17 protein-coding genes, 1 tRNA gene and 2 pseudogenes are annotated in these 22,975 nt (G+C 67.8%); 14 read left to right on the top strand and 6 right to left on the bottom strand.

From position 1 onward, the window contains the following. The 6 genes and pseudogenes from ACFPOU_RS09560 to ACFPOU_RS09535 form a co-directional block, all read left to right on the top strand. Positions 1–738, top strand: a pseudogene (locus tag ACFPOU_RS09560) (DNA polymerase III subunit gamma/tau); the annotation flags it as partial. A 34-nt stretch (positions 739–772) separates the two neighbouring features. Further along, complete coding sequence (locus ACFPOU_RS09555; RefSeq protein ID WP_379719858.1) at positions 773–1,102, top strand: YbaB/EbfC family nucleoid-associated protein; 330 nt, start codon at positions 773–775, stop codon at positions 1,100–1,102. Between the two features lie 13 nt (positions 1,103–1,115). Next, positions 1,116–1,406 carry a YciI family protein gene (locus ACFPOU_RS09550; RefSeq protein WP_379719856.1) on the top strand — a complete coding sequence of 97 codons (291 nt, stop codon included), beginning with the start codon at positions 1,116–1,118 and terminating at the stop codon, positions 1,404–1,406. A gap of 1 nt (position 1,407) precedes the next feature. Next, positions 1,408–1,998 (top strand): recombination mediator RecR, encoded by a 591-nt coding sequence (recR, locus tag ACFPOU_RS09545; protein ID WP_379719854.1) that lies wholly within the window; start codon positions 1,408–1,410, stop codon positions 1,996–1,998. 120 nt (positions 1,999–2,118) lie between these two features. Further along, on the top strand, positions 2,119–3,255 hold the full coding sequence (locus tag ACFPOU_RS09540; protein ID WP_379719852.1) for a glycosyltransferase family 4 protein: 1,137 nt from the start codon (positions 2,119–2,121) through the stop codon (positions 3,253–3,255). After that, positions 3,242–4,033 carry a DUF2334 domain-containing protein gene (locus ACFPOU_RS09535; protein WP_379719850.1) on the top strand — a complete coding sequence of 264 codons (792 nt, stop codon included), beginning with the start codon at positions 3,242–3,244 and terminating at the stop codon, positions 4,031–4,033. Before ACFPOU_RS09540 ends, ACFPOU_RS09535 begins: the two co-directional genes overlap by 14 nt. Positions 4,034–4,154: 121 nt before the next feature. Here ACFPOU_RS09535 and ACFPOU_RS09530 read toward each other — a convergent pair whose 3' ends face one another. Then, positions 4,155–4,436, bottom strand: coding sequence for a hypothetical protein (locus tag ACFPOU_RS09530; RefSeq protein ID WP_379719848.1), 282 nt, complete (start codon positions 4,434–4,436; stop codon positions 4,155–4,157). A 190-nt stretch (positions 4,437–4,626) separates the two neighbouring features. Here ACFPOU_RS09530 and ACFPOU_RS09525 point away from each other — a divergent pair, with 190 nt between their 5' ends. Then, positions 4,627–7,023, top strand: coding sequence for a penicillin acylase family protein (locus ACFPOU_RS09525; protein WP_379719846.1), 2,397 nt, complete (start codon positions 4,627–4,629; stop codon positions 7,021–7,023). Positions 7,024–7,026: 3 nt separating this feature from the next. Here ACFPOU_RS09525 and ACFPOU_RS09520 read toward each other — a convergent pair whose 3' ends face one another. From ACFPOU_RS09520 to ACFPOU_RS09510, 3 genes are all read right to left on the bottom strand, one after another. After that, the gene (locus ACFPOU_RS09520; protein ID WP_379719844.1) at positions 7,027–9,210 is read right to left on the bottom strand and encodes a putative bifunctional diguanylate cyclase/phosphodiesterase; all 2,184 of its coding nucleotides are present in this window, start codon (positions 9,208–9,210) and stop codon (positions 7,027–7,029) included. A 13-nt stretch (positions 9,211–9,223) separates the two neighbouring features. After that, positions 9,224–11,986, bottom strand: a complete 2,763-nt coding sequence (locus ACFPOU_RS09515; RefSeq protein WP_379719842.1) for a response regulator — start codon at positions 11,984–11,986, stop codon at positions 9,224–9,226. A 142-nt stretch (positions 11,987–12,128) separates the two neighbouring features. Beyond that, on the bottom strand, positions 12,129–12,473 hold the full coding sequence (locus ACFPOU_RS09510) for a carbon starvation CstA family protein (RefSeq protein WP_379719862.1): 345 nt from the start codon (positions 12,471–12,473) through the stop codon (positions 12,129–12,131). 171 nt (positions 12,474–12,644) lie between these two features. Between ACFPOU_RS09510 and ACFPOU_RS09505 the strand changes: the two genes are divergently transcribed. The 7 genes and pseudogenes from ACFPOU_RS09505 (at position 12,645) to ACFPOU_RS09475 (ending at position 20,518) form a co-directional block, all read left to right on the top strand. After that, the gene (locus ACFPOU_RS09505) at positions 12,645–13,811 is read left to right on the top strand and encodes an HDOD domain-containing protein (protein ID WP_379719840.1); all 1,167 of its coding nucleotides are present in this window, start codon (positions 12,645–12,647) and stop codon (positions 13,809–13,811) included. Then, a pseudogene (locus ACFPOU_RS09500) lies at positions 13,804–15,860 on the top strand (putative bifunctional diguanylate cyclase/phosphodiesterase). Before ACFPOU_RS09505 ends, ACFPOU_RS09500 begins: the two are co-directional and overlap by 8 nt. Positions 15,861–15,915: 55 nt before the next feature. Beyond that, a tRNA-Ser gene (locus ACFPOU_RS09495) sits at positions 15,916–16,005 on the top strand. 261 nt (positions 16,006–16,266) lie between these two features. Continuing rightward, the gene (locus ACFPOU_RS09490; protein WP_379719838.1) at positions 16,267–16,902 is read left to right on the top strand and encodes an SAM-dependent methyltransferase; all 636 of its coding nucleotides are present in this window, start codon (positions 16,267–16,269) and stop codon (positions 16,900–16,902) included. A 236-nt stretch (positions 16,903–17,138) separates the two neighbouring features. Then, on the top strand, positions 17,139–18,785 hold the full coding sequence (locus ACFPOU_RS09485) for a sensor domain-containing diguanylate cyclase (protein WP_379719836.1): 1,647 nt from the start codon (positions 17,139–17,141) through the stop codon (positions 18,783–18,785). 129 nt (positions 18,786–18,914) lie between these two features. Beyond that, positions 18,915–19,982 (top strand): porin, encoded by a 1,068-nt coding sequence (locus ACFPOU_RS09480; protein WP_379719834.1) that lies wholly within the window; start codon positions 18,915–18,917, stop codon positions 19,980–19,982. A 98-nt stretch (positions 19,983–20,080) separates the two neighbouring features. Further along, entirely contained in the window at positions 20,081–20,518 is a 438-nt protein-coding gene (locus tag ACFPOU_RS09475; protein WP_379719832.1) for a hypothetical protein, read from the top strand. Positions 20,519–20,631: 113 nt separating this feature from the next. On the opposite strand, the gene ACFPOU_RS09470 is transcribed toward ACFPOU_RS09475, so the two are convergent. Together ACFPOU_RS09470 and ACFPOU_RS09465 are read right to left on the bottom strand one after the other, a co-directional pair. After that, positions 20,632–21,678: an SDR family oxidoreductase gene (locus ACFPOU_RS09470; protein ID WP_379719830.1), complete on the bottom strand. Its 1,047-nt coding sequence runs from the start codon at positions 21,676–21,678 to the stop codon at positions 20,632–20,634. Between the two features lie 124 nt (positions 21,679–21,802). Further along, positions 21,803–22,810: a sulfate ABC transporter substrate-binding protein gene (locus ACFPOU_RS09465; protein WP_379719828.1), complete on the bottom strand. Its 1,008-nt coding sequence runs from the start codon at positions 22,808–22,810 to the stop codon at positions 21,803–21,805. Positions 22,811–22,975: the final 165 nt, after the last annotated feature.

The raw sequence follows: 22,975 nt of genomic DNA, 5'->3' as shown, positions 1-22,975 counted from the left end.
GCCGGCGCGCCGGCGGCGACGGGCGCGCCCATGGCGCCGGCCGCCGCGCCGCCGGCACCCGCGGCCGGCATGACGCCGCCGCCGTGGAGCCAGGCCCCGGCGCAGGGCGAGGCGCGCCCGCAGCCGCCCCAGGCGCGCGGCCAGTACGGGGACAGTCCCGCCGAAGACGGGCCGCCTTCCTGGGTCACCGAGTTTTCCGACGACACCGCCGTCGCCGACGAAGCGGCGGCCGAAGCCGCCATCGCGGCCGTGGCCGCGCCGGTGAACGCGCCGGCCGCGGCGCGCGCGCCGCTCGCGCCGCCGCACGCCTACGTGGTCACGCCGGTCCCGGGCCTGGACTGGGACGGCAACTGGCCGGCCCTGGCCGCGGCCTTGCCGCTGCGCGGCGTGTCGCAGCAGCTCGCCCTGCAGACGGAATTGATCGACTGCCACGCCGATGCCGACGTCAACGCCAATGCGGCCGTTTTCCGCCTGCGGGTGCCGGTCGATACGCTGCGCGCCAGCGGCAATAGCGACAAACTGCAGGCCGCCTTGCAGGAGCGCTTTCCCGGCAAGCGGATCACGGTCGAGACCGAAATCGGTCCGGTCTGGTACACGGCCAGCGCCGAGGCGAAAGCGGCGCGGGAAGAGCGCCAGCGCCTGGCCGAAGCCATCGTCGCCGGCGATCCGTTCGTGCAGGAGCTGGAACGCACGCTGGGCGCCTTCGTCGTGCCCGGTTCGGTGCGTCCGCCCGTCTGACACCCTTTTCAACGATTAATTGGAGAACCACACCATGATGAAGAACCAGCTCGCAGGCTTGATGAAACAGGCGCAGGCCATGCAGGACAACATGAAGAAGGCGCAGGAGCAGCTGGCCCTGATCGAAGTCGAAGGCCAGTCGGGCGCCGGCCTGGTGAAGGTGACGATGACCTGCAAGAACGACGTCAAGCGCGTGCAGATCGATCCCTCGCTGCTGGCCGAGGACAAGGACATGCTGGAAGACCTGGTCGCCGCCGCCTTCAACGACGCCGTGCGCAAGGCCGAGGCCACTTCCGCCGAAAAGATGAGCGGCCTGACCGCCGGCATGCCTGGCTTGCCGCCCGGCTTCAAGATGCCTTTCTGATACCGGCGCATTCATGTTCATCGTATCGCTCAGCTATACCGCGCCCCTCGACGAAGTCGATGCGCACCTGGCCGCGCACCGCGACTTTCTCGCGGCGCACTATGCGGCCGGAACCTTCCTGATGTCGGGCCGCAAGGTGCCGCGCGACGGCGGCATCATCGTCGCCGACGCGCCGAGCCGGGCCGCGCTGGAAGCGGTGCTGGGCGAGGATCCGTTCGCGCGCGCCAACCTGGCGCGCTACGCGATCACCGAATTCGTGCCGACCATGACGGCCGGGGCGCTCGACGCCTGGCGCGCGGCCTAGCATGTCCAAGTCGCTCGACTTCCTGACCGAGGCATTGCGCCGCCTGCCCGGCATCGGTCCCAAGTCGGCCCAGCGCATGGCTTTCCATTTGCTGCAGCACGACCGCGAGGGCGCGGCGATGCTCTCGCGCGCGCTCTACCAGGCGGTCGATTCGGTGCACCATTGCGCGATGTGCAATACCTTTGCCGACACCGAAGTGTGCGACATGTGTGCGGACGAGGCGCGCGACCGCAGCCTGCTGTGCATCGTCGAAACCCCGGCCGACCAGATCATGATCGAGCAGACCCTGACCTACAAGGGCTTGTACTTCGTGCTGATGGGAAGGCTGTCGCCGCTGGACGGCATCGGTCCGAAAGACCTGCACCTCGACAAGCTGGTCGGCCGCGCGGCCGATGGCGTCGTGGCCGAGGTGGTGCTTGCGACCAATTTCACCAATGAGGGCGAAGCGACCGCCCACTACATCAGCGAGATGCTCAAGGCGCGCGGGCTGAAGGTCAGCCGCCTGGCGCGCGGCGTGCCCGTGGGTGGCGAACTCGAATATGTCGACGCCGGCACCATCGCGCGCGCCATGCTTGATCGGCGTAGTGCATAATTTTCTGACAAGACCCATGAGGCGGTAGACACGGACTGGTGGCGGTAGGCGTTTGCGTGCACGCAATCGGGATCGAAAGTCCACTGCTATCGTGGACTCACACCCAGCGGACCCGCAAGCATGCACCTCGTCGACATCACGATGTTTTACGCCACCGAAGGCAATGGCGTGAGCACCTATCTCAATGCCAAGGCGCGCTGGCTGGCGCGCCATGGCCGCGTCCAGCACACCATCCTCAGCCCCAACGTCGACAGCGGCGGCGACGCACCCGCCCTGGTACGCGTGCCGGCCTTCGCGCTGCCCGGCATCAACGGCTTTCGCATGCCGGTGTCGGTCCGGGCGCCCGCGCGCCTGCTGCGCCAGGCCAGGCCCGACCTGATCGAAGCCGGCGACGCCGGCCACAGCGCCTGGGCCGCGCTGCGGATGCGCCGCCGGCTCGGCGTGCCGGCCGTCGCCTTCTACCACTCCGACCTGCCGCGCCTGGTGGGCCCGCGCTTCGGCCAGACGGCGCAAGCGGCCACCTGCAAGTACCTGGCGCACCTGTACCGCCAGTTCGACCTCGTGCTCGCGCCCAGCCGCGTCATGGTCGAGCAGCTGCACGAGATGGGCGTGCACGACGCGCGCCACCAGCCACTCGGCATCGACAGCAGCGTGTTCCATCCCGGGCGCCGGGTCGAGACCCTGCGCGCGCACCTGCACCTGCCGGACGATGCGCGCCTGCTCGTCTACGCGGGCCGCTTCACGTTCGAGAAAAAACTGCCGCTCCTGATCGAGGCGGTGCGCAAGCTGGGCCGGCCCTATCACCTGATCATGATCGGCGACGGACTGGACTTGCCGCGCCATCCGCAGATCACCTATATTCCGTTCAAGCGCAACCAGCGCCATCTGGCGCGCCTGCTGGCCAGCTGCGACGTGCTGGTGCATCCGGGGGACTGCGAAACCTTCGGCCTGATCGTGCTCGAAGCCATGGCCTGCGGCTTGCCGGTGGTGGCCACCACCGGCGGCGGCGTGGCCGAGCTGGTCGACGAGCACACCGGCCTGCTGGCGCAGCCGAACTGCCTCGACAGCCTGGCCGGCGCCATCGAAGCGATCTGGGAGCGCGACCTGGCCACGCTGGGCGCCAATGCGCGGCGCAAGGCGGCCGAACATTACGACTGGAACGAAATCCTGCCCCAGGTCATGCGCCGCTACCAGGCCGTGCTCGGCACGCGCGGGCTGGACGAACCCGGAGCGAGGAGCATCTGTGTCAGCGACTGAAACGCCCCCGCCGCCGGCCGAGCCGCCCATGCTGTGCGTGTCGATCCACGACGTCGCACCCGGTACCTGGGAAGAATGCGCGCGCCTGGCACGGGCCATGCGCGAGGTGGCCGACGTGCGCCTGACATGGCTGGTCGTGCCGCGCTACCACGACCGCACCGACGACGAACGCGCCATGCGTGCCGGCCTGGACGCGGCGCTGGCGCGCGGCGACGAGCTGGCGCTGCATGGCTATACCCATCTCGATACGGCCCGGCGCTCGCCCGGCTTGCGCCAGCGCTTCCTGCGCGGCGTCTACACCCAGCGCGAAGGCGAGTTCGCGGCCCTGGCCGCCGACGAGGCGCGCGAGCGCATCGCGCTCGGGCTCGAATGGTTCCGCCAGCGCGACTGGCCGGTGTCGGGCTTCGTGCCACCGGCCTGGCTGCTGGGCCCGGCTTCCTGGCGCGTGCTGCCGGAGTTCGCGTTCTCGTACACCACGACCTTCACCCGCTTTCACCTGCTGCGCCAGGGCCGCTCGCTATTTGCGCCTTCCCTCGTGTACACGGCCAGGAACCGCAGCGGCCGCGCGCTGTCGCCGCTCGCCGCCAGCCTGGCCGCGCACTGCATGGCCGGCGCGCCGCTGATGCGCCTGTCCCTGCACCCGCCCGACGTGCGCCACCCGCACCTGATGGCGCATGCCCGGCGCCTGGTCGAGCGCTTGCTGGCTACGCGCGACGCCGTCACCAAGGCCGAGTGCGCGCGGCGTTTGCTGGCCTTGCAGCCGGGAACCGTGGCGTAAGAGTAATCGGGCCACGCTGCGGCCATCGTGTCGGTATCCCGGAATGGCCGCGCGCGGCCTCGTCGACGCCCGCGTCGCCGCGGCGTTCCGGGCTCGGCTCCGGGCCGACCGGCCTGGACGCTCACCAGCCGCGTCCCCAGTAACCGCCGGCCCAGTAGCGTGGACCCCACGGCCCGACATAGCCGGGGTGGGTGCCATACCGCTGCATCTCGTCCTTCGTGCTCAGGCTGATGATGCAGTTGCGCCATGGGTCCGATTGCTGGGCATAGCCGAGTCGGTCGCAGGCCGGACCGTAGACGGCGATCATGTCCGCCATTTCCGCCTGCTTGCGCGCCGCGCGTTCTTGCGGAGTGGCGCAGGCGCTCAGCAGCAGTGCTGCCGCCAGTACGATGGTTGTACGCATTGCGAGCTCCTTTTGCAGTGGACTTCACTGGTTTCGAGCTTAGCGCAAGAATCAGAACACTGCTCGATCCGGTCCAATCGGACCGCCCCTGGGTCCGCCATGCGCGCTGCATGGGTTGGCCCGCATGGCTTTCACGGATGTGGCTTTTCTGGCAAGATCGAACGCACAAGCAGAAACAGCAGGGGGAACGATGCGCGCACGCGGCTGGAAGAGCCGGATCCGGTGCCTGGCCCTGATCCTGGCGGGAGCGCTGTTGCCGACCGCGCTGGGCGCCTGGCTGCTGCTGCGCGCCAGCCTGCCCCAGCTCGACGGCAGGCACGCGGCGCCGGCGCTGGCGGCGGCCGTCACGGTGGCGCGCGATGGCGCGGGCGTGCCCCTGATCCGCGGCGCCAGCCGGCTCGATGTCGCCTACGCCACCGGTTTCGTGCATGCCCAGGAACGCTTCTTCCAGATGGACCTGCTGCGCCGCACCGCCGGCGGCGAACTGGCCGAACTGTTCGGTCCGCGCGCCGTGCCGCTCGACCGGGCGCGCCGCCTGCACCGCTTTCGCGCCCGCGCGCTGCGCGCCCTGGCGGCGCTCCCGCCGGCCGACCGCGTCTTCCTCGACAAGTATGCCGCCGGCGTCAACGACGGCATGCAGGCGCTCGGCGCGCGTCCCTTCGAATACCTGCTGACCGCGACCGCGCCGCGGCCGTGGCGGGCCGAGGATTCGCTGCTGGCGGTGTGGGCCATGTTCATCGACCTGCAAGGCAGCCAGGAGGCGCGCGAACTGGCGCGCGGCTGGCTGCGCGCGCACAGCGACAGCGCGCAACTGGCCTTCCTGCTGCCGCAGGCATCGGCCTGGGACGCGCCGCTCGACGGCGCGGCGGCGCTGGCCGTAGCGCCGCTGCCTGCCACCGCACCGGCCTGGTGGGGCGGCGCGGCCGGCGCGGCCGCGCCCCGGGCCAGGCTCGGGGCGGGCGACATGGTCGGCAGCAATAACTTCGCGATCGCCGGCAGCCGCAGCATCTCGGGCGCGGCGATCGTCGGCGCCGACATGCACCTCGGCCTGCAACTGCCGAACATCTGGTACCGCCTGGCGTTGCGCTATCCGGACGGGCGGGGCGGCGAGCGCCGCCTGGCCGGGGTCACGCTGCCGGGCGCACCGCCGCTGGTGATCGCCGGCAGCAACGGCCGGCTCGCCTGGGGTTTCACGAACAGCTATGGCGACTGCATCGACCTGGTCGAAGTCGGCTTCTCGAGTGCGCGGCCGGGCGAAGTGCGCACGCCCGCGGGATGGGAGCGCCCGCGGGAGCACGTCGAGACGATCGCGGCGAAGGGCGTCCCGCCCGAGCGGCTGGTAGTGCGCGAGACCGCTTTCGGCCCGCTGCGCGAGGCCGGCGGCAAGACCTATGCGCTGCACTGGGTCGCCCACGCGCCGGGCGCCGTCAACCTCGGTCATCGGCGCCTGGAGGAGGCCGGGACGGTGGCGGAGGCGCTGGCGATCGCGGCGGTCGACGGCATCCCCGCCCAGAATTTCGTCGCCGGCGACGCCGCCGGGAACATCGGCTGGACGATCGCCGGCCGCCTGCCGCGGCGTACGGGCGACGGCCACGCGGCCGGCTTCCCGCTGCCGGCAGGCGAGAGCGCGCGCGCCTGGAACGGGCTGCTTGCCCCCGACGCCTATCCGCGCGTGTTCAATCCCCCCGGCGGCCAGGTGTCGACCGCCAACAACCGCCAGCTACTCGGACCCGGCAGCGCGCTGCTGGGGGACGGCGGCTTCGACCTGGGCGCGCGCGCCAGCCAGCTGCGCGAGCGCCTGCACCGGCTCGGGGCGCGCGCCGACGAGGCAGGGGCCTTCGCGGCGGCGCTCGACGACCGCGCGCTCTTCATCGCCGGCTGGCGCCGGCGCGCGCTTGCCGTGCTCGACGGGGAAGGGGTGGCGGGACAGCCGCGCCGCGCCGCTTTCCGGCGCCTGCTCGAAACGAGCTGGAACGGCCGCGCCGACGTCGATTCGGTCGGCTACCGGCTGGCGCGCGATTTTATGTGGGCGCTGCACGACGGCCTGTTCGCCGGCGTCGATGCGCGCATGGCGGCGCTCGATCCGAAAGCGACGATGGCGCTGGCCAATCCGCGCTGGCCGGCGCTGGTCGCGCGCCTGCTCGACGAACAGCCGCGCGCCTGGCTGCCGCCCGGCCGGCGTAGCTGGCGCGAGGTGCAGCTGGCGGCGATCGACCGCGTGATCGCGCAGCTCGCACGCGAAGGCGTGCCGCTGGAACGGGCGACCTGGGGCCGGCGCAACACGGCCGCCTTCGGCCATCCGATCGCCGCGGCGATGCCCCTGCTGGGACGCTGGCTCGGCGTGCCGCCCGACCAGCTGGCCGGCGACGCCCACATGCCGCGCGTGGCCGGTCCCAGGTTCGGCCAGTCGGAACGGATGACGGTGTCGCCCGGCCGCGAGGAAGCGGGACTGTTCAACATGCCGGGCGGGCAGAGCGGCCATCCGCTGTCGCCCTGGTTCCTGCACGGGCATGACGACTGGGTGCGGGCCCGGCCGCAGCCGCTGCTGCCGGGACCGGCGCGCCATACGCTGACGCTCGCGCCTTGAACCTCAGGAGGCCGGCAGGATCAGGCGCACCGGGTCGAGCATGCGCGTGATCGTGTCCGGACAGGAGGGATGGCCGAGGAAGTAGCCTTGCACCAGGTCGCAGCCGAATTGCTCGAGCAGGACCAGCTGCTCGTCGGTCTCGACGCCTTCGGCCACCACCGCCATCTTCAAGCCATGCGCCATCGCGATGATGGCGCGCGTGATGGCCGCGTTTTCGGAATCCTGCGGCAGGCCGCAAATGAAGCTGCGGTCGATTTTCAGGGCGCGCACTTCGAAGCGCTTCAGGTAGTTCATCGACGAGTAGCCGGTACCGAAGTCGTCGATCGACAGGTAGACGCCGATGCCGCGCAGCTGCTCCAGGGTAGCCATGGTCGCCTTGGCGTCGTCCATCAGCGTGCCCTCGGTCAGTTCGAGTTCGAGCAGCTTCGGATCGAGCCCGGTGTCGTCGAGGGCCGAGAGCACGATCTGCGACAGGTTCTCGTCCTTGAACTGCTTGGCCGACAGGTTCACCGCCATGCGCACCGGGCGCCGCAGCGCCTGCTGCCATGCGCGCGCCTGGCGGCAGGCGGTGCGCAGCACCCATTCGCCGATCGGCACGATCAGGCCGGTTTCCTCGGCCAGCGGAATGAATTCGGTCGGCGAGACGATGCCGCGCTCGGGGTGGCGCCAGCGCACCAGCGCCTCGACGCCGACGATCTCGAGCGAACGCACATCCAGTTGCGGCTGGTACAGCAGGTACAGTTCGTCGTTCTGCAAGGCCTTGCGCAGGCCGACCTCGAGTTTCACGTGGCTCATGATCTGCATGGTCAGCGAAGAGCTGTACAGCTTGGCGTTGTTCTTGCCGCAGTTCTTGGCGTGGTACATGGCCGTGTCGGCGAACTTGAGCAGCGAATTGCAATCGTCGCCGTCTTCCGGGAACAGCGAGATGCCGATGCTGGCGGTGACGAAGATTTCGTGGCCGTCGATCAGGAAGGGACGGCGCATCGCTTCCTTGACCCGGTGCGCGACATTGAGCGCATGTTCGACGCGCTCGAGGTCGGGAATCAGGATCGTGAACTCGTCGCCGCCCAGGCGCGCCAGGTTGGTGGCCGAGGTTTCGCCGGGAGACGGGTCGCCCGCGGCCACCTCGCCGGGCAGGGCTTCGCTGCGCGAGACCAGGTCGCTCGGGCGGATCGTCTCGCGCAGGCGCTCCGAAACGATCTTCAGCAGGTGGTCGCCGACATTGTGCCCGAGCGTGTCGTTGATGCGCTTGAAGGCGTCGAGGTCCATGAACAGCACCGCGAACTTCTTGTTGCCCTTCTTCGAGCGCTGCAGTTCGCGCTCGAGCGTTTCGAGGAAGGCCTGGCGGTTCGGGATGCCGGTCAGGCTGTCGCAATAGGCCAGGCGCCGGATCTGCTCCTCGCTGCGTTTGCGCTCGCTGATGTCGCGCACCAGTCCCAGCACTTCCGAGGGGCCGGTCGCCACCAGGCGCGCCTCGAAATGCTGGGTCGCGCCGAAGCGCAGCAGTTCGTATTCGATCGAGCGGATCTGCTGGGACTGGAGCACTTCGCCGAGCTGCTCCATCATGCGCGCCGCGATTTCCTTCGGCAGCACCTCGCTGATGTGGCAGCCGACGCAGCGCTCGCTGGTGAAGGGCACGGCGCCGTCGCGCTCGCGGCTGGGAAAGCCGCGGCCCGGCTCGTAGTCGAGGTAGACGCCGTCGCGGTTCATGCGAAAGAAGGTGTCGGGAATCGCGGCCAGCACGGCGCGGTTCTGGGCGTCGGCGATGCGCAGGCGCGCGATGGCGTCGCTGGCGCGCAGCACGTACAGCACGCGGTGCCCGAGGATCGGCCAATTGATGGGTTTCGAGACGAAGTCGGTGGCGCCGGCTTCGTAGGCGCTGGTCACCGCTTCGATGTCGTCGCCGCCGGTGACCATCACGATCGGCACCGACGCACCCGCGCCGTCGCCGCGGCGGATCGCGCGGCAGGCGGCGAAGCCGTCCAGGTGCGGCATCTCCACGTCCATCAGGATCAGGTCGGGCCGGCGCCCTGGTGCGAGCGCCAGCGCCAGCGCCTGGCGGCCGTCCTCGGCTTCGATGCCGTCGAGGCCGACCTGCTGCAGCATTTCCAGCATCAGGAGACGCATCACCGGATCGTCGTCGGCAACGAGCACGACACCGCGTTGGGGGGGAGGGGAGGCTGACATCGAGGTTCCTTCTCTAGACGAGCATGGCGTTCAGTGACTGCCGCACCGCCTGGAACTCTTCTTCCATGTCGGTCAGCAGGGTGGCCGCGCCCGTGACGCTGGCGGAATGGCCCATGTGTTCGAGGTCCTTGCACAAGCGCGCCAGCGTCTCGGCGCCGACATTGGCGCTGGCCGACTTCAGGCTGTGGGCGACGCGGCGCACGGTGTCGGTGTCCTGCCCGCCGACGGCCTGGCGCAGCGTCTGCAGGTGCTGCGGGGTGTCGCCGACATAGGCGGCAATCACCTTGCGCACCAGGGCGTCGCCGCCCTGCCGGCTCAGCGCGCGGATATTCTCCAGTGCCTTGGCGTTGATGACGGCGCGCTGGATCACTTCGCGCGCCTCGACCGGCAGGCTTGGCGCGGCGTCGTCGTGGTGCAGGCTGGCGCTGAGCGGCATGGCGATCCAGCGTCCGATCACGCCGGCCAGTTCTGCCTGCGTGAAAGGCTTGGACAGGTAGTCGTCCATGCCGGCCGCCAGGCAGGCTTCGCGATCGCCCTGCAGCGCGTTGGCCGTGATGGCGATCACCGGCAGCGCGCGCGGACGGCCCGTGTCCCGCTCTTCCTGCCGGATCGCGGCGGTGGCGGCAAAGCCGTCCATCACGGGCATCTGGCAATCCATCAGCACCACCTCGAACGTCTTGCTGCGCACGGCCTCCAGGGCTTCCAGGCCATTGCGCGCCACCTGCGTCTGCAGGCCGAGGCTCTCGAGCATGGCCTTGGCCACCTCGACGTTGACCGGGTTGTCCTCGGCCAGCAGCACGCGCCGCACGCGCGCCGCCGTCTCGCCGCACGCCGGCAGGGGCGCCGGCAGGAAATGCGGCGCCGGCGCCGTGAGGCCGCGCGCGCGGGTGCCGAGGCAGGCGAACAGGTCGGCCGCGCGCGCCGGTTCGATCAGCTGGTAGGACACGCCCGCCTCGCGCCGCTGCACCGGGTCGGCCGCCAGGTGCTCGGGACTGAGCAGGATGATGCGGGTCGGGCGCGTCAGGGGATCGGCCTTGATCGTCGCGGCCAGCAGCAGGCCGCTCGACTGAGTCAGTTCCATGTTGAGGATCGCGGCGTCGAAGGGCTTGCCGGCGCGTGCCCCGGTCGCCAGCCGGTCGAGCGCGGCGCGCGCGCCGGGGGCGCCTTCGCAGGCGAGATCCCAATCGGCCAGGTGGCGTTCGAGGGCGACGCGGGTGGTCTCGTCCTCGTCGACCACCAGCACGCGCATGCCGTCCAGGCTGTGCGGCTGTGCGCCCGGCGTGTCGGGATCGACGCGGCGCTTGTCGAAGCTGACCGTAAACCAGAACACCGAACCCTTGCGCGCGGCGGTGTCGACGCCGATCGCGCCGCCCATCAGTTCGACCAGCTGTTTCGAGATCGCCAGGCCCAGGCCGGTGCCGCCGAACTTGCGGGTGGTCGAATCGTCGGCCTGTGAAAAGGCTTCGAACAGGCGCCCGCGCGCCTCGCGCGGGATGCCGATGCCCGTGTCATGCACCTCGAAGCGCAGCACCACGGCCTGGCTGTCTTCGCTGGCCACGCGCACCCTTGCATCGATGCGGCCCTGGTCGGTGAACTTGATGGCATTGCCGAGCAGGTTGGCCATGATCTGCCGCAGGCGGTTCGGGTCGCCGCAAATCGCCACCGGAATGTCGTTGGCGATGTCGAAATCGAGCGCGATGCCCTTGTTCTGGGCCTGCGGCGTGTAGACCGTGTGGATGTCTTCCAGCAGGTCCCAGAGGTTGAAGTTGATGTATTCGATGGTCAGCTTGCCGGCTTCGATCTTCGAAAAATCGAGGATGTCGTTGATGATTACCAGCAGGTGCTCGCCGGAGCGCTTGACCAGGCGCGTGTAGTTGCGCTGGGCCTCGCTGAGCGGGGTTCCGAGCAGCATTTCGGTCATGCCGAGCACGCCGTTCATCGGGGTGCGGATCTCGTGGCTCATGGTGGCGAGGAAGGCGCTCTTCGCGCGGCTGGCCGCCTCGGCCGCGTTCTTGGCGCGCTCGAGCTGCTCGGTACGCACCGAGACCTGGCGTTCGAGCTCGTCGCGATGGGTCCTGAGCGTCGCGCCGCGGCCCTCGATCTGGGCCAGCATGTCGTTGAAGCTGTCGATCAGGGTGCCGAGTTCGTCGCGCCGCGCGTGCTGCACACGCAGCGTGTAGTTCTGGCTCACCGACACCTTTTGCGCGGCCTGGATCAGCTTGGTCACCGGATCGGCGATGCTGCGCGTGAAGCGCCGCGCCAGCACCGCCGACACCAGCAGCGACACGAACATCGCGCCGGCGAGCACGCCCACGCTGCGCAGGATGTCACGCCACATCGGCATGAGGTCGAGTTCGATCACGAGCACGCCGGCCTGGCCTGTACCACCGAGCACCGGCCGGTACAGGCGCAGGCGCGGCGAGGTAAGCCTGCCGCCTTCGAGGTTGGCCGCGGCCAGGGTGGCGACGTCGACCGCATCGAGCATCGGCGCCGGCGGCTCGCCTGCATGGCCCGGCGCGCTGTAGGTGGCAAACAGCTTGCCCTTGCGGTCGTACAGGGTGGCGCGCGAGATTTCCCGCTTGGCCTCGAGGGAGACGAGCAGGGTCAGCGCGAGGGTCCGGTCGTTGAAGATGAGCGCGTCGGCGCTGCTGGCGGCGACCACGCCGGCGAGCGAGGAGAGCTGGCGGCCTTCGTTCTCGCGCCCGTGGAGCACCGAGGCAAATGCGAACGCGACGAACATGCAGAGCAGGGCGCTGCCGGTCGAGAGCAGAGACATCGTCGTCAACTTGCGGTAAAGACTGGAACGCGCGAAATTCGGCATGAAGGCGATGTGCAGGGGCAGCGTGGCGACGCGGGCGGGCGCAACTGCCGTGCGCTTGCCCTCCTTGCAGAAGTAAAAATTCCTGCAAGAAAAAATACTACGTGGGCGGAGGCGCGGCGGCTTTGCGTTGGCGCAAGGCAGGAGGGAAGGCAGCGCCGCGGGCACCGCGAGCGGGCAAGCACCAACGCGGCAAGGCACCGCGTCCGGCAGGAAGAATTAGTATCCTGCCCGGCCGATGGCCCATTCGCGCGGCGAGCGCGGGGCCGACCAGCGGACCGGCACCGATGAAGGCAGCCAAGTGGTGCTCCAACAACACATCCTTTTTCCCCAGTACGTTATCGCGGAGCTTGTTGTAGTAATAGACCTGGGGTCCGGAGCGAGGCCAATCACTGCGCGGGCGCCATAGCGGCGCTGCCCGAACGCCGCGCGCATGGACGGGAATCCGGGCCGTCTCTTGGATTGTGCTGTAAACAGCAAGCGCATGTTCTTCACGACGGCCTTGGTGGATTAACCAGGGATTGCAACACAGTTAATATATCCGTTAAGAAACATGAAGTTGCTTTTGGTCATGTGCTCGACTAATATTGTTCAACGACCGACTCCGAAGAAGCCGATGGCCTTGCTGGACCTTACAACCCTCCCGTTGGTGCGCTTGCACCCGGTGGCGAACGGCTACAACGAGTGGGTGGCGCTTCGAATGGACCTGACGGCCGCCGCGGTGCCGGAGCTGGTGACGGCCCTGTTCGGCCCGCCCGACTTGCTGGCGGCGGTCGCCCCTCTCGATTGCGTGCTGCTGCTGGCCGATCCGGCCCAGCTCACGCCCCAGCTGTGCACCCTGTTGCCGCCGAACCGCATCATGCTGTGCTTTGCCGCCGCCGTGCTGGCGCAGGAGGGCACGGCCCAGCGCCTGGCCGCGCTCGTCGACGCCGGTTACCGGCTCATGCTCGACGGCCCGCTGCCGCCCGGCCTGGCGCGTCCGGCGGCGCTGCGCGCCGTCTCGTTCGACGCGCGCGCCATCGTGCCGCCGGCCCTTAGCCTGCTGGCCCTGTCCGGCCCGCACCTGGCGCACCATGTCGACGACGCCGAGCGCCTGCGCGCCTGTGCACGCGCCGGCTTCACCTGGTTCAGCGGCGACTATCCGCTGGCGGGCGACACGGGCGAACGTGGCCAGGACGGTACCTCGCGCCGGCGTATCCTCAGCCTGCTCGCCTTGCTGGCAACGGATGCCGATTCACGCGAGCTCGAACTGCTGCTCAAGCAGGATCCGGCGCTGTCCTACCATTTGCTGAAACTGGTCAATTCGGCCGCCTTCGCCGTCAACACCACGATCACCAGCTACGCCCAGGCCATCGCCGTGCTGGGCCGGCGCCAGCTGCAGCGCTGGCTGCAACTGCTGCTCTACGCGCGCAGCGACGCCGACGGCCTGCCGAACCTGCTGCTGCCGCTGGCGGCCTTGCGTGCCGGCCAGTTGGAAATGCTGTGCAAGCGCGACGGCGGCAACCGCGACGAGCAGGACCTGGCCTACATGACCGGCGCCTTCTCCCTACTGGACCGCCTGCTCGGCATGCCGATGGCGGAGATCCTGGCCGGCCTGCGCCTGCCCGATCACGTCGGTTCGGCGCTGCTGGCGCGCGCAGGCGTGCTGGGCGAGCGCCTGCTGCTGTGCGAATGCGGCGCCGATGCCGCCGCCCTGGCGCGTGCCGGCATCGACACCGCCACCTGGTGGGACAGCCAGTTGCAGGCGCATCACTGGGCGATCCAGGTAGGCCGCAATGTCTAGCGCGCTGGTCAATCGCAGCCACGACTTCGTTGCCTGCAGCGCGGCGTTGAGCGATGCGATCATGCGCCTGCGCGGCGCGGAACTGTGCGAGGAGCTCGGGCGCATCGCACGCGCGCTGCTGGCCAGCCCGGAAGGGCGTTTCAGCGCGGTCGATCCGCTCGAGCCGAGCGCGCCGGAGCCGTGCGTGGCCCCGCCCGGCGTGCTGCTGCAAGAGATTCACATCGACGGCGCCTACTACGGCCGCTATGAAATCGGCGGGCGCCCCGACTACGACGAGCAGGACCGGCGCCACCTAGCCGGCCTGGCGACCCTCACCGGCACGCTCCTGCAAGTGCATTCGCTGGCCCGGCGCGCGACCCACGCCTACGCCGGCGTGGAAGCGCAACTGGCGCGCCAGTCGCAGATCCTCGACCAGATCCACGAGTCCGTACTCACGCTCGACCTGATGGGTTACATCACCAGCTGGAACGGCGGCGCCGAGCGCCTGTTCGGCTACTCCTCGCTCGAAGCGGTGGGGAAAAGCATCCTGTTCCTCTATGTCGACGAGGACGAAAGCCTGCCGGACGCCTTTGCCGAGGGCGGCGGGCGCATGATGGAAGTGCGGCGCCGGAAGAAGTCGGGCGAGAGCTTCTGGGCCAGCCTGTCGCTGACGCCCTTGCGCGACATGGAAGAGCGCCCGGTCGGCCTGATCGCTTATCTCACCGATATCACCGAGCGCAAACTGGCCGAAGAGCGCCTGCACCACCTGGCCTACTACAACGAACTGACCGGCCTGCCGAACCGCCCCTGTTCGCGCGCCTGGTCGACCAGGCCCTGATGGTCGCCCAGCGCAATGTCGCGACCGGCTGCGTCCTGTTCATCGACCTGAATCGTTTCAAGCTGGTCAACGATACCCTGGGCCGGCGCATCGGCGACGAACTGCTGCGCCAGGTCGCCATGCGCTTCAAGAACACGCTGCGCGAGGAAGACGTGGTCGCCCACCTGTCCGGTGACGAATTCGCGGTCGGCCTGTTCGACATCCGCCAGCATTTCGAAGCCACGACGGTGGCCCAGAAGCTGCAAGGCGCGCTCGACGCGCCGTTCCTGATCGAAGGCCATGACCTGCGCATCGGCGCCAGCGTCGGCATCAGCGTCTTCCCGCAAGACGGCGTCGAAGCCGACATGCTGCTGCGCATGGCCGACATCGCGATGGCGCGCGCGAAAGAAGGGCATGCGAACCCGGACCACAGCGTCGCCTTCTACAGCCTCGACATGAACCGGGGCATGCACGAACGCATGCGCATCGAGTCCGGCCTGCGCCACGCGCTCGGCCACGGCGAGCTGCTGCTGTACTACCAGCCGAAGTTCGACATCGGCAGCAGCCGCGTCATCGGCGCCGAAGCCCTGGTGCGCTGGGCCCATCCCGAGCGCGGGCTGGTGCCGCCGTCCGAATTCATACCCCTGGCCGAGACCACGGGCCTGATCGTGCAGGTAGGCGAGTGGGTCCTGGAACAAGCCTGCGCCCAGGCGGCAGTCTGGCAGCGTGCCGGCCTGCGTCCGTTCCGCCTGGCTGTCAACGTCTCGGCCCGCGAATTCACCGAATCGCTCCCGACCCGCGTGGCCGCCACGCTGGCGCGCTACGCACTGGACGCCTGCTGGCTGGAGCTGGAAATCACCGAGAGTACCCTGATGCACGACATCGACCGCGTGATCGGCATCATGGACCGCATCAATGCGCTGGGCGTGGCGCTCTCGCTGGACGACTTCGGCACCGGCTATTCGAGCCTGTCCTACCTGAAGCGGTTCCCGATCCACACCCTGAAAATCGACCGCTCGTTCACGACCGGGATACCGACCGATGCCAACGACTGCGCCATTGCCAGCACCATCATCAGCATCGGGCGCCGGCTCGGTCACCGCGTGATTGCGGAAGGGGTCGAGACACCCGAGCAGCTCGAATTCCTGCGCGATGCCGGATGCGACGAGGTGCAGGGTTACCTGTACGCGGCACCGCTGCCGGCGGCGGGGTTCGAGCAGGGCTTGCGGGAGAACTGGTTGCTGGTGGAGTAGGGAAGGCCGATTGCCTGCCCTCAACACAGTGATTTATGTATAATGCCGGACTTCAGGAAGCGTGGCCGAGTGGTTGAAGGCAGCAGTCTTGAAAACTGCCGACGGGGGAACCCGTTCGTGAGTTCGAATCTCACCGCTTCCGCCAGGAAATAAAAAAACCGCCCCAGGCGGTTTTTTTATTTCCTGGCGGAAGCGAGGGAAGCGCCTGCGCGCTTCCCGTGTGAGATTCGAAGGGCTGGGCATACTTGCCCGGCCCTCTTCGAATCGTCCGTTATGTGTGAGATTCGAAGGGCTGGGCATACTTGCCCGGCTCTCTTCGAATCGTCCATTATGTGTGAGATTCGAAGGGCTGGGCATACTTGCCCGGCCCTCTTCGAATCGTCCTCTACAACCCCCCCAAAAAATAATGCTCATCATCACCATCAAACAGGGCAAGGAAAAACCCCTGCTCGCCGGCGACCCCTGGATCTACCTCTCCGCCATCGAACGCGTCGACGGCAAGCCGCAGGAGCTCAAAAAACCCGGGGCCACGGCCGTGGTGCAGTCCTCGTCGCGCCAGTTCATCGCGCGCGCCGCCTACAACGCCAGGTCCCAGATCGCCGCCCGTGTCTGGACCCTGCGCGAGGACGAGCCGATCGACCACGCACTGATCAAGCGCCGCGTGCAGGCTGCCCTCCAGCGCCGCATGGGGCCGTGGCGTACGGCCGACCCGCAAGCGCTGTTCCAGCTGGTCGATGGCGAGAAAGACGGCTTGCCTGGTCTCCTGGTGCACAGGTATGGCGGCGCCGACGGCTTTCTGGTGTGCCAGTTCAATGCCGCCGGCGTCGAGTTGTGGAAGGTCGCCGTCGTCCAGGCGCTGCTGAAGGAAACCGGCTGCCCGAACGTGTACGAACGCTGTGACCAGCTGCTGCGCGAGGGCGAAGGCCTGGCCTTCTTCCCGCGCGCGCTGGCGGGCGACGAGCCACCGCAGAAGCTGATGGTGCGCGAGGGTAAGCGGCTTGCGCCGATGGATATCCGCACGGGCTTCACCTACCCGCGCTGATGAAAATGTGAATTTCAGCAGGGTGTAGGACACAGTTGTTGCAATCTGCTCATTAAAAACATCAATTCTGTCCAGCCATTCCACATTTAATGCCTTGTGGAATCATATTTGTTGAATAGACATATTGTTAGGACTATCATGTAGGATTGATCTTACATGAAGTTCATATGCTCAACCCAGTGCGCGTCTCTTCCAGCACAGCAATGCGACGTCCCTTGCGCCTGGCTACGCTGACAATGCTCACTGTCAGCATTGCCGTGGCATTGACCGTGCTCCTGCATGTGGCCCTGGTCAGCCATTTCGCCCAGCAGCAGGCGCGCAAGGAAGCCCAGTTGCGGCTGGAGCAGCTGTCCTGGCAAATGCGCGATTCGCTCAACCGGGTGACCGGTAGCGCTATCGTGACCGTCAAGTTGCTGTCGCAACTGCCTCAGGTGCGTTCCTACGATAAACCCGAGGAGACGCGCCAGGTGCTCGAGTCGCTCCAGCGCGCGGTGGCCGATTACGCCTGGATCGGCGTGGCCGATGCCGACGGCAAGGTGCGGGCCGCGACAGGGCGGATGCTCGAAGGCGCCATGGTCGATGCCCGGCCCTGGTTCCAGGCCGGCTTGAAAGGCGCGCACGCGACCGACTACCATCCGGCGAAGTTGCTCAACAAATTGCTGCCGAAATCGAGCGATCCGTGGCGTTTCATCGATATGTCGGCGCCGCTGCTGGGCAACGACAGCGCCGTGCGCGGCGTGGTCGGGGTGCACATGAGCTGGCAGTGGGTGCGCAACCGCGCGCACCAGCTGCTCACGCCCGCCTTGCGCGCATACGGCGCCGAGGTGCTCGTGGTCCGCGCGGACGGTACCGTCCTGCTCGGGCCGGGCGAACTGCTCGAAAAGAAGATCGACACGCCCAGCCTGCGCCTGGCGCTGAAAGGCGGCATCGGCTCGCTGCGTGAGGAAGGTCCTGATGGCAAGGTGTATTTGACCGGCTACAGCCGCACCGGCACCACGGGCGACCCGACGACCCTGCAATGGGCAGTGCTGGTACGCCATACCGAGGACGCGGCGCTGGCCGAGGCACACGCACTGGAACGCCGCATGATCTGGCTGAGCGTGCTGATGGCCGTGGTGCTGGCCAGCGGCGCGGCACTGCTGGCGCGCCGCCTGACGCGGCCCATGGATGCGCTGAGCTGCGCGATCGAGCAGGCGATCGATGCGACGCGCGCCGGTGGGCGGCCAGACGACATCCCGGTGGTCAGCGGTTTCCACGAGGCGCAGGTGCTCTCGCATGCGATGCGCGAACTGGTGCGCAGCGAGGAAGAGCACCGCAGCGCGCTCGAGACGATGAACCAGCAGTTGGAGAACACCGTCGCCGCGCGTACCGCCGACCTCCAGGCCTTGTTGCTGCATGACAGCCTCACCGGCTTGCCGAACCGGCGTGCCCTGATGCAGACACTGCCCGACGCGATGCACCGCGCCGCGCGCGCCCACAAGCCCTGCGCCCTGCTGTTCCTCGACATGGACGGCTTCAAGTGCGTCAACGATACCCATGGCCACGAGGAAGGCGATGAGCTGCTGCGCCAGTTCGGCGTCCGCCTGGCCAATGCGGTGCGCAAGACCGACATGGTCGCGCGCCTGGCCGGCGACGAATTCGTGGTCGTGCTGGAAGGCTTGAGCGACGCCCAGGATGCGCACGAGAAAGCGGACAACCTGCTGGCCCTGCTGCGTGATTCTTATGCGTTGAAACGCACCCGGGTCACGGTCGGCGCGAGCATCGGCGTGGCCTTGCATTTGCCCGAGGATGCGCACGACCTCGATGCCTGGCTGGCGCGCGCCGACGGCGCCATGTATGCGGCAAAGCGGGGAGGCAAGAACACGGTCGCACTTGCCGCATAAATAGTTGCTTTTCAGAAGTCAGATTCCGCCTACATCAAGACGGGCTGAACTGGTCAGCGGTATGTGCGAGATTCGACAGATGAAGCTGCTTGACAGGCGTAAGGTAGAGGCGTGGAGAGGAATGCGCCGATGCTCAAGTCGTTTGTCACATTTGCAATGCTGTCAGGAAGCGCCACGCTTGCATGCGCGCAAGGCGGCGTCGCGACCTATGCCGTGGTCGATACCGGTATCGTGGGGCAGGCCGGCTGCGCGGGCGCTTGCGGCGCCCAAGGCGGCAGCGGACTGACATCGGAATCGTATGTCGGAGGACGCGAAGCGGTCGGCAATGCCAGCGCCATCTTCACCCTCGAGAACGGCATGCGCGTCGACTCCGGCCGCGGCGACCAGGACGAGCGCGTGCCGGGGCGCCAGGCCTTCGTCGGCCTGGCCGGCGAATTCGGCGCCATCACCGTCGGCCGCCAATACAACCTGCAATACCTCGCGCTGACCGACGTCGCCGATCCGTTCCAGGGCGGCATGGCGGGCAATGCGGGCAACCTCATCGGCGGCGGACGGCGCACGAGCAACAGCGTCCAGTACTACGGCCCCTTGGCGCGCGGCATTTCGGCCGGCGCTTCGTATGCCTTCAAGGAAAAGGTCGACACCTCGCCGGCCGGACGCGCATGGGGCATGACGGTAGGCGTCAAGGCAGGGCCCCTGACGGTACGTGCCGCGCACCAGAACCTGAACGCGGTACGCGTCCAGCTGCACAGCAAAACCAGCAACGACACCGTCGCGCGCAATTCGATCCTGGCGGCCAACCTGCGCCTGGGCTGGGGCACGGCTTACGCCGCGTACAGCCTCAGCCGCGGCTGGGCCGGCTCGCCCCTGTTCAATCCCGACAACCCGTATGGCGCCGGCCTGGCGCGCACGGCCTCGAGCAACAGCCGCGACGGGCTGTTCGGACTGGCCGTGCCGCTCGGGGAGGGCACGACCCTGCTGGCCTCGTACATCTGCAAGGACGACCGCGACCTGGCCAACCAGGACGCCAGGCAGGTTGCCTTCGGAGCCAGCCGCGCAGTGTCGCGCCGCACCGATTTCTACGCGGCTTATTCACGCATCCAGAACCGCAACGGCGCCGGCTATACGGTCGGCAACGCCGGCGCGCGCGGCAGCGGCAATGCGGCGATCAACGTGGGCATGCGCCACGCGTTCTGATCGTCCGCGGCATCACGTGCGCTGCGACGCAGGCGCCCGTTTCCCTGTAGCCTGACCTTATCTCTGAACTATCCGACAACCATCTTCACGGAGGCATCATGACTGGCATTAGCACCCTTGATCCGGACAACTTCCCGGAGCGTCCAGACCGCAGCCTTGGCAAGGGCCATGGCACCGATGCGCTGGGACCGAGCGACACTTCCGATAGCGGCAGCGACGTGGTCGGCGGCCCGGGCTTTGCGACCAACCTCGACGACGACCAGCTGCTGGACCTCGACCAAGGCACGACCTCCGACCTGGAAGCGAGCCATGCCGGCGACACCGCCGGTCCCGACATCGGCGACGCCGATTTTTCCGGCGACAGCGATGCGGGCGGCACCGGCGAGCGCGCCGCGGCCGGCCGCGATACGGTCGTCAAGGATGGCGCCGACATCGACACCGACCACATCGAATCGATTCCCGACCTGCCGCTGACGGAAGAAGATACCGATTTCCTGGCCAGCCGTCCCCCGACCGGCAGGGACGAGGACAAGTAATCGGCGCGCCCATTTGCGGGGCGCGCACGAATCGCCGCCTCCTGGAAGCGGCCAGCCGTTCCGAGCTCGAGGCGCGCAGGCTGCGCGCCTTTTTGTTGCCCGGACGCTCGCGCCTACCTCCGTTGCGGACGCCGGCGTGCCATCTGCGGCTGCGCCAGTTTCCATGCCGCGAACAGGGCGCCGCCGCCGAGCAGGGCGGTCACGACGGATGTCGAGTGAAGGCTGAGCATCGTATAGGCCGAGGTTTCCTTGACCTTGCGCTCGGTCATGCCCTGGCGTTCGCGCAGCGCGTTCGTCCGGTCCGGTGCATGCAAGGCGTCGGGACGGCCCGGCTGCTTGTCGGCCCTTGATTTTTGCTGACTGAACATGGTGGCGCGGATGTAGCGGTCGAGCAGGCGCGGCATGTGTGCGTAGCCGGAGGACACCAGTTTCGCGGCGCCGCCGACGAACATCTCGCGCTTCGGATGGCGGGCGCAGTGGAGGATGGCCTTGGCCACGATTTCCGGTGCATACACGGGCGCGGGCAGGGCTGCTTCCTTGTCCATGTAGTTCCTGGCGTGCAGGGCGAACATGGTGTCGATCGCGGCCGGCTTGATCAGGGTGACGGAAACCGGCGCCTCGTCCTTGTCGAGCTCCATGCGCAGCGATTCGGTGAAGGCTTTCACCGCATGCTTGGACGCCGCATACATGCCCTGCAGCGGAATCGGGGCGTCCGACACTTCGCTGCCGACATTGATGAGGGCGCCGCCGCCGCGCAGCTTCATGCGCTTGACCGCTTCCAGTGAGCCATTGACCACGCCCCAGAAATTGGTCTGGAACAGGCGCTGGTGGTCTTCCAGCGGAACGTCTTCGAGGCGGCCGAAGGTGCCGACGCCGGCATTGTTGACCCAGGTATCGATACGGCCGTAGCGTTCGAGCGCGGTCTGGCCGATGCGTTCGACGTCATGCACGTTGCCGACGTCGGCGACGACGGTCGCCACCTGGCAACCCTGGCGCCGCAATTCGCTGGCCAGTTGGTCGAGGGCTTCGCCGTTGCGCGACGCCAGCACGAGTTTGGCGCCCTGTTCGGCAGCCATGCGCGCGGTGGTGAGACCGATGCCGCTGCTGGCGCCGGTGATCACGATCACCTGCTCGTTGATATTGCGAAGTTTTACGGACATGAGAGCTTCCTTTCCACGGAGTAGTTGGGAAGGACTGCCCCGGCAGGCGCGCGGCGACGCGTCCGCGCGGGCAGGCCACGACTTGGCGAATCAACACAGTCGTGGCCATCTTGCGGATTTCAAGTCATTTCTTGCCCGGCTGGTACACCTGGTCGAACATGCCGCCGTCGGCGAAGTGGACCTTCTGGGCATGGGCCCAGTTGCCGGCCACCTGGTCGAGCGTGAACAATTTGATGCTCGGGAACTGGGCGGCATACTTGCGCGAGAACTTCTCGACCGACGGGCGGTAGTAGTTCCTGGCGATGATGTCCTGGCCTTCATCGCTGTACAGGTATTCCAGGTAAGCCTGGGCCACCGGACGCGTGCCGCGCTTGTCGGCAACCTTGTCGACCAGGGCCACCGGCGGTTCGGCCAGGATGCTGACCGACGGCGCCACGATCTCGAACTTGCCGGGGCCGAGTTCGCGCAGCGCCAGCAGCGCCTCGTTTTCCCAGGCCAGCAGCACGTCGCCGATGCCGCGCTCGACAAAGGTGGTGGTGGCGCTGCGCGCGCCCGAATCGAGCACCGGCACGTTCTTGTACAGCTTGTTGATGAAGTCGCGCGCCGCCGCTTCGTTGCCGCCCGGCCGGCGCAGGGCATAGCCCCAAGCCGCGAGATGGTTCCAGCGCGCGCCGCCCGAGGTCTTCGGGTTCGGGGTGATCACCGCGACGCCCGGCTTGACCAGGTCGCCCCAGTCCTTGATGCCCTTCGGATTGCCTTTGCGCACCAGGAACACGATGGTCGAGGTATAGGGCGCGCTGCGGTTCTTCAGTCGAGCCTGCCAGTTGTGCGCGATCAGGCCACGTTCGCTGATAGCATCGACATCATAGGCCAGTGCCAGGGTGACGACATCGGCCGGCAGGCCGTCGATCACGGCGCGCGCCTGCTTGCCCGAACCGCCATGCGACTGGCGTACCTTGACATCGTTGCCGGTCCTGGCCTTCCAGTGCTTGGCGAAGGCCTTGTCGTAGTCCTGATAGAGTTCGCGCGTCGGGTCGTACGAGACGTTCAGCAGGGTGACCTCGGCCGCAAAAGCGGCCGACTGCGCCAGCAACGCGACGGCGGCCAGCGCATGGACGAGTTTTTTGAACATAGGTCTTCTTTCGGATGAGTTGGAACAGATGACCGCTAGGGTATTGCGCCACTCATCGGAAGAAAACGAATGATTTCAGCTATCGATATGTGAATTTCAATCGCGACGCCAATCGCTTGCGTGTTGGCATCCATGCACCGGGCAAGCGATACTTGGCTTAATTGC

It is taken from the genome of Massilia jejuensis, assembly GCF_042656795.1.
Lineage (GTDB): Bacteria > Pseudomonadota > Gammaproteobacteria > Burkholderiales > Burkholderiaceae_D > Telluria > Telluria jejuensis.
This window is presented reverse-complemented; position numbering and strand designations above follow the sequence as displayed.